The organism is Geobacillus sp. Manikaran-105, assembly GCF_002809955.1.
GTDB classification, from domain to species: Bacteria; Bacillota; Bacilli; order Bacillales; family Anoxybacillaceae; genus Geobacillus; species Geobacillus thermophilus.
On record NZ_PIJG01000081.1, the window covers coordinates 1 to 6,320 of the forward strand.

General features: G+C 47.3%; 6 protein-coding genes. 3 read left to right on the forward strand and 3 right to left on the reverse strand.

Annotated features, from left to right (window positions below):
- Positions 1-210: 210 nt before the first annotated feature.
- A complete protein-coding gene (locus tag CV945_RS15900) occupies positions 211-1,434 on the forward strand; it encodes an Nramp family divalent metal transporter (RefSeq protein WP_015373801.1) in 1,224 nt (407 codons plus the stop codon).
- Positions 1,435-1,568: 134 nt separating this feature from the next.
- Here CV945_RS15900 and fumC read toward each other — a convergent pair whose 3' ends face one another.
- Positions 1,569-2,939, reverse strand: a complete 1,371-nt coding sequence (fumC, locus tag CV945_RS15905) for a class II fumarate hydratase (protein ID WP_033011402.1) — start codon at positions 2,937-2,939, stop codon at positions 1,569-1,571.
- 501 nt (positions 2,940-3,440) lie between these two features.
- Here fumC and CV945_RS15910 point away from each other — a divergent pair.
- On the forward strand, positions 3,441-3,935 hold the full coding sequence (locus CV945_RS15910; RefSeq protein ID WP_062898321.1) for a cation:proton antiporter regulatory subunit: 495 nt from the start codon (positions 3,441-3,443) through the stop codon (positions 3,933-3,935).
- Between the two features lie 9 nt (positions 3,936-3,944).
- Positions 3,945-5,183 carry a cation:proton antiporter gene (locus tag CV945_RS15915; RefSeq protein WP_100660152.1) on the forward strand — a complete coding sequence of 413 codons (1,239 nt, stop codon included), beginning with the start codon at positions 3,945-3,947 and terminating at the stop codon, positions 5,181-5,183.
- Between the two features lie 491 nt (positions 5,184-5,674).
- On the opposite strand, the gene CV945_RS15920 is transcribed toward CV945_RS15915, so the two are convergent.
- Together CV945_RS15920 and CV945_RS17130 are read right to left on the reverse strand one after the other, a co-directional pair.
- Positions 5,675-5,974 (reverse strand): hypothetical protein, encoded by a 300-nt coding sequence (locus CV945_RS15920; RefSeq protein WP_050368178.1) that lies wholly within the window; start codon positions 5,972-5,974, stop codon positions 5,675-5,677.
- 19 nt (positions 5,975-5,993) lie between these two features.
- Positions 5,994-6,191, reverse strand: coding sequence for an RNase A-like domain-containing protein (locus tag CV945_RS17130; RefSeq protein WP_145994833.1), 198 nt, complete (start codon positions 6,189-6,191; stop codon positions 5,994-5,996).
- Between the last annotated feature and the right edge of the window lie 129 nt (positions 6,192-6,320).

A 6,320-nucleotide genomic window follows, 5' to 3' on the forward strand; every position in this document is an offset into this window, starting at 1 on the left:
TGGCATGATGGTAGGTATTGTTTGACACCCCTGCATCATACCAAGAGGGCTTTTTTTGATCAAGTCCCCGGAAAAGCTCCTAACGGGAATGCTCCTTTTATAGTAATGAATGGGTCTTTCAGCGGTAGACAAGACGCAGTTTATACTATTACTATAATATCGAATATACGGAACTTTTGGAATCCATTTGCAACAAGGGGGAAGAGAAAAATGGGGAAATCGAAGTGGACGATGATCGGCCCGGGGCTGATCGTCGCAGCGACCGGAGTCGGGGCCGGGGATTTGGTGGCCGCCCTTGTCGCCGGAACGAACTACGGCCTTGTCTTTATGTGGGCGATCATCGTCGGTGCATTGTTCAAGTTTGTGTTGAATGAAGGGGTCGGCCGTTGGCATTTGCTCAGCGGCAAAACCATTTTCGAAGGCTGGCAGTCAATGGGGAAATGGGCCTCAATCTATTTTGGCGTGTACGCCATTATTTGGGGATTCGTATACGGCGCGGCCGGTACGTCATCGTGCGCCTTGGCGATGTCAGCGATGATCCCGTCCATTCCGCTTTGGGCGTGGGCCGTCATCCATGGGGTGGCTGGCTTTGCGATTACTTGGTCCGGCCGATTCCAATTGTTTGAGCGGGTCATGAATGTGCTCGTCGGGCTCATGTTCATTACCGTGGTCGGCTCGGCGCTTCTTGTCCTGCCGCAGCTCGATGATCTTTGGAAAACGGCCGTTCCGGATTTGCCGAAAGGGTCGCTTTTGTATGCTCTCGGGCTGATCGGCGGCGTCGGCGGCTCCATCACCATGGCGTCATACGGATATTGGCTGCAGGAAAACGGCTGGAAAGGGCGAGCTTACGTATCGCCGATGCGCTATGATTCCGCTGTCGCTTATATTGTCACCGCCATCTTTACGTTGTCGCTTCTCGTGCTTGGGGCCGCCTTGTTGTACGGCACTGACACGACGATCAGCGGTGAGCAGGGGCTTGTGTCATTCGCTTCGATCATGGGCAACGAGCTGCACCCGGCCGCCCGTTGGCTCTTTTTGCTCGGCTTTTGGTCGGCGTCATTTACATCGGTCATCGGCGTTTGGAACGGCGTTTCGTATTTGTTCGCCGATTTTGTTCGCAACATGCGGAAAACGCCGGTTGGCGCCGAATCGCTCAACCAGTCAAAAGCGTTCCGCTTCTACGTCTTTTGGCTCACCTTCCCGCCGATGCTCTTGCATTTCATCGGCAAGCCGGTCGGACTCATCATCGCCTACGGGGCGCTCGGCGCGCTGTTTATGCCATTTTTGGCTGTGACGCTTCTTTATTTGCTCAATTCGAAAAAAGCGCTTCCGGACGAAGGGCGCAACCATTGGCTCTCGAATGCGCTGCTCGTTCTTTGTCTGGCGCTGTTTGCCGTCTTGTCGATTAATGAACTCATTCGCCTGTTTGCTTAACATTTGCCCGGTGCAAAGCAGCCAGCTGGCGGCAGGAGGCTGTCTCAATGGAAAAACGCTCATCCCTTGAATCGGGATGAGCGTTTTTGGCCCGCCTATTCGCTCACGGCTGATCTACCCGTCGTTTTGTGCCGCTAAATCATCTTCTCCGGCCTCACCCATTCTTCGTACTGCTCAGCTGTCACATACCCGGTTTTCAATGCCGCTTCCTTGAGCGTCAACCCTTCGCGATGGGCGAGCTTCGCGATTTCCGCCGCCCGGTCATAGCCGATATGCGGGCTCAGCGCCGTCACGAGCATGAGCGACCGCTCTACGTATTCTTTCATTTTCGCTTCATTCGCCTCCAACCCTTTGGCGCACCGCTCATCAAACGAACGAATCGCATCGCCGAGCAGCTGCACGGACTGAATGGCGTTATAGGCGATGACCGGCTTGAACACATTTAATTGGAAGTTGCCTTGGCTTGCCGCAAAACCGATCGTGGCGTCGTTGCCGAACACTTGAACAGCGACCATCGTCATCGCTTCGCTTTGCGTCGGATTCACTTTCCCCGGCATGATCGAGCTCCCCGGTTCATTGGCTGGAATCGTGATCTCCCCGAGCCCGGAACGCGGCCCGCTCGCCAGCCAGCGGATGTCGTTGGCGATTTTCATCAAATCGGCAGCGAGCGCTTTCAATGCCCCGTGGACGTAAACAATCTCGTCATGGCTGGTCAACGCATGGAATTTGTTTGTTGCCGAACGGAATGGATAGCCGGTTTGCGCCTTCAGCTGCTCGGCCACTTGTTCGCCAAATCCCGGCGGCGCATTGATTCCGGTTCCGACCGCCGTGCCGCCGATCGCCAAATCAAGCAGCTTCTCACTCGCTTCGGTGATCATGGCCTTGCTTTTTTCCAGCATCGTCCGCCAGCCGGAAATCTCCTGCCCAAATGTGAGCGGCGTCGCGTCTTGCAAGTGGGTGCGCCCGATTTTGATCGTCTTTTCATATTGGCGTTCTTTCGCAGCGAATGTTCCGATCAAGCCATCAAGCGCCGGCAGGAGATGTGTTTGGATTTTCATGTAGATCGCGATATGCATCACCGTCGGGAATGTATCGTTCGAGCTTTGCGACATGTTGACATCATCGTTTGGGTGAATGCGCCCCTCCCCGTCACCTAGCAGCTCATTCGCCCTCCTCGCCACGACTTCGTTGACGTTCATATTCGTCTGCGTCCCGCTTCCCGTCTGCCAGACGACGAGTGGAAAATGGTCATCCCATCGGCCCGCCAAAATTTCCTCGCACGCGGCCACAATCGCCCGCTGCTTCGCTTCGCTCAGCTTTCCAGCCTGATGGTTCACGATCGCCGCCGCCTTTTTCAGCTCGGCATAGGCATAAATGAGTTCAAGCGGCATTGTTTCTTTGCCGATGCGAAAGTTTTGCCGGCTTCGCTCCGTCTGCGCCCCCCAGTATTTATCGGCCGGCACCTTCACCTCGCCGAGCGAGTCGCGTTCAATTCGTTCGTTCATCACGTCAGCCCCCTTTGCCTAGACACTCTCATATTACGTGTTCATTCCCATTGTGGCCTAAACGGCCGGCAAAAAACAACATTCCCTTCCACCAATGATTTTTATCATCCCAAACCGGATCCCTCCACTTTTAAACGTAAGCATAAATGAGAGAAAGCGTTCACTATGCTTAACATACAAACGGAAAAGACTAGAAAAACCACCGATATGTATATTTCCTCCTCAATCACCTTCAAACAGCTAGCTGAGCTAAAAAAGTGAAAAAAAAAACGTTTTTACTGTTATAATAACTATAGGAGGGAGGTGAAAAACCGCTGTCACGTGCAAATCAGCGGCATTTTGCCAAAAAAGAAAGCTGATTCCACAAGGCTTCTCTAATTGAAAAACGACTGGGATCCGAGGTATTTTGCACTAAATCACCGCCCTCATAGACAAAGTAGATAACAGAAAAGGAAAAAACTCCAATATAATCAAAATATAAGCAAGGAGGAATCTTTGATCATGAATATCCGAGAAAGCGAATTGCCGGGAATTGGGTACAAGTTTGAAATTATTACGCGAAACAAAGATAAGCTTGTCATTGTGATCCATGACGATGGGCGAAGGGAAATTTATCACTTTGACGCAGAGGATTATGATGAAGTCGTTAGCAGCGTGACCTTAAGCGACCAAGAAGCGCGCCAAATTGCAGGAATCATTGGAGGAATGGCATATAAACCAAAGGCGCTCGAAACGATTGAGTTTGCCTTTGACGATCTCATTATCGAGTGGTTTCAAGTGGAGCCAAACGCCCCCGCTGTAAATCAAAAAATTGGTGAACTTGATATTAGGAACCGTTTCGGTGTCACTGTCATCGCTATCAAAAAGAAACATTCCCAAAAATCCCATAATCCCGGTCCAAATACATTGATTGAAGCTGGAGATACCTTGATTATGTCTGGAGAAAGACAGCAAATCAAGGAGATCATTAGTCATTTACTATCAAATAAGGAGTGATGGGAATAGATGAACCATTTAGTATTCGAAGTAGGAACGGCACTCGTCCTAGTCGCCATTGGGTCGATCATTGCCAATAAATTAAACTTCTCCATTATCCCGTTTTTGATCGTGATCGGCATGCTGGTCGGGCCCCATGCCCCCACAATCGGGATTATTGACCTCACTTTTATTCAAAGCAATGAAATTATCCAGTTTTTAGGCAGGATCGGGGTACTTTTTTTACTGTTTTATTTAGGACTTGAATTTTCTGTTGGTAAACTGATTAAATCCGGAAAAAACATCGTGGTCGGCGGAAGCATCTACGTCACAATGAACTTTGTTTTAGGATTGCTTTATGGCAAGGCCGTCGGAATGCCATGGATGGAAACGCTTCTTATTGCTGGACTCCTCAGTGTATCATCAAGCGCTATCGTGGCCAAAGTTCTTGTTGATTTAAGGAGAACGGCCAATCCTGAAACAGAGCTCATTTTGGGGATGATTCTGTTTGATGATATTTTCCTCGCCTTATTTTTAACGACAATGTCAGGTGTTTTGCTAGCTGGCTCCACCTCCTTTTTCGGAATCAGCCTATCTGTTTTAACATCTGTTGCTTATATGTTGCTATTTTTTATCATCGCTCGTAAGGGTGCTCCTCTGCTTAACAAATGGTTGAATATCAAATCCGATGAAATATTCATCATCGTCATCTTTGCCATTCTCTTTTTTGTCGCCGGCTTTTCCGAAACGATGCATGTTGCTGAAGCCATCGGAGCCTTACTGCTTGGACTTGTCTTTTCAGAAACGGAACACCGCGATCGAATCGAACATTTAGTTGTTCCATTCCGTGACTTCTTTGGAGCGATTTTTTTCTTTAGCTTCGGTTTGAGTATCGAACCGTCAACGTTAATTGATGCGTTTTGGTTATCATTAGGGGCTGTTATCGTCACTCTAATGGCCAATATCGTGGCAGGAATGATTGCTGGAAGAAAGGCCGGGTTGTCCTACAAAGCCTCTACAAATATTGGTTTGACAATCACCGCGCGTGGAGAGTTTTCCATCATCGTTGCAAATCTGGGGATTACAGCGGGGTTAAGCCCGATACTGACGCCTTTTACCGCACTTTACGTTCTCATGTTGGCCATATTGGGACCACTCTTTGCTAAAGAAAGCAAAACGATCTATAAACTACTCAACAAAGTATTTAAATGGGATAAGAAGCTAGCTAAGGAGAAGCAAAAGGGAAGAGTCGAAGTTGCGGAAAAATAAGTAACGGCTGCAACGTCCTTCTTTATCGCTCGCTTACTCCAATCCATCTCTTATCTTCTTCTTCCGAGTGGACGCTCAGTCACCGGATCAAAGGCCATTCGGGAACATATTCATGCAACCTATCGGTTAAAAAGACGTCTATATTTAAAAAGGGGAATTCTCTATGCGAATACGATGGGCCCCAGGTCTGATTTTACTTCTATGGCTTTCCGGCTGTTCATTCGGCAATATCGAGCCGGTGGTTGACCGTCAACGGTGAAACGGTCAACCACCGGCTCGGGACTTACACGTGGTCAACAGGCCGTCGCGGAGTCGTCGTCGATGCCGCCGCTCCGCCGCTGCTCGTCAAAGAACTCAAGCTCCATCCTCCATTATGGAAGGAGAGATGGATTTTCATGCCTGGGTGGGGAGTAAAGTTTACTCATGGATGTTTTTTATGAACAAAAAGCCTACTCATGGGGAGTAGGCTTAACATTATTTCAATTTTAACATTATACATTTTTTAATAATTTACTGGCTATTTCAATAAACTCTTTACCATCTTCGTATGGAAAATATCGCATACTATTTTCATGCACTAGTTCCTCTATTTTTTTCCATGTCTCAATATCTTTATTATTATATATTTGTTCTAACTTTTGAATTTCCTGTTTCAGCGCCTTTGGTACCCATTTAGGTTCTTCATTAAGAAACTCTAAAAATTTATCTTCTAATCTTGCGTCGAAAAAAGTCTGATTATAATATGAATCAAAAAAATACTGGAGGGTTTCAAACTCTTTTCTTATATCCATCTCTTACACCTCTTATTACTTATTTATATTTAGGGTAACTAGTTACAATAATAAATCCATATTGAGATTTAGAATCCTTTTTCAACTGAATAAATGCCGTATCCAAGTTAGTTTTTAATGCTGTTCCTCCACTTTTATACCCTTTTCCAATAGCATAACCCATTTCATGATTTAAATTAAGTGTATTTTTAGAGTTGGAATCTATATATATGCTCATTGAAAAGTTAACCTTCGCATAAGCGGTGCCCGTAACTATTCAGCCACATCATAAAGTGAGCTGAATATTTTCTTCTTTCCTTGTCTATGATGTGAATATTGATAGACAAGGAGGTGAATCGCATGTTGA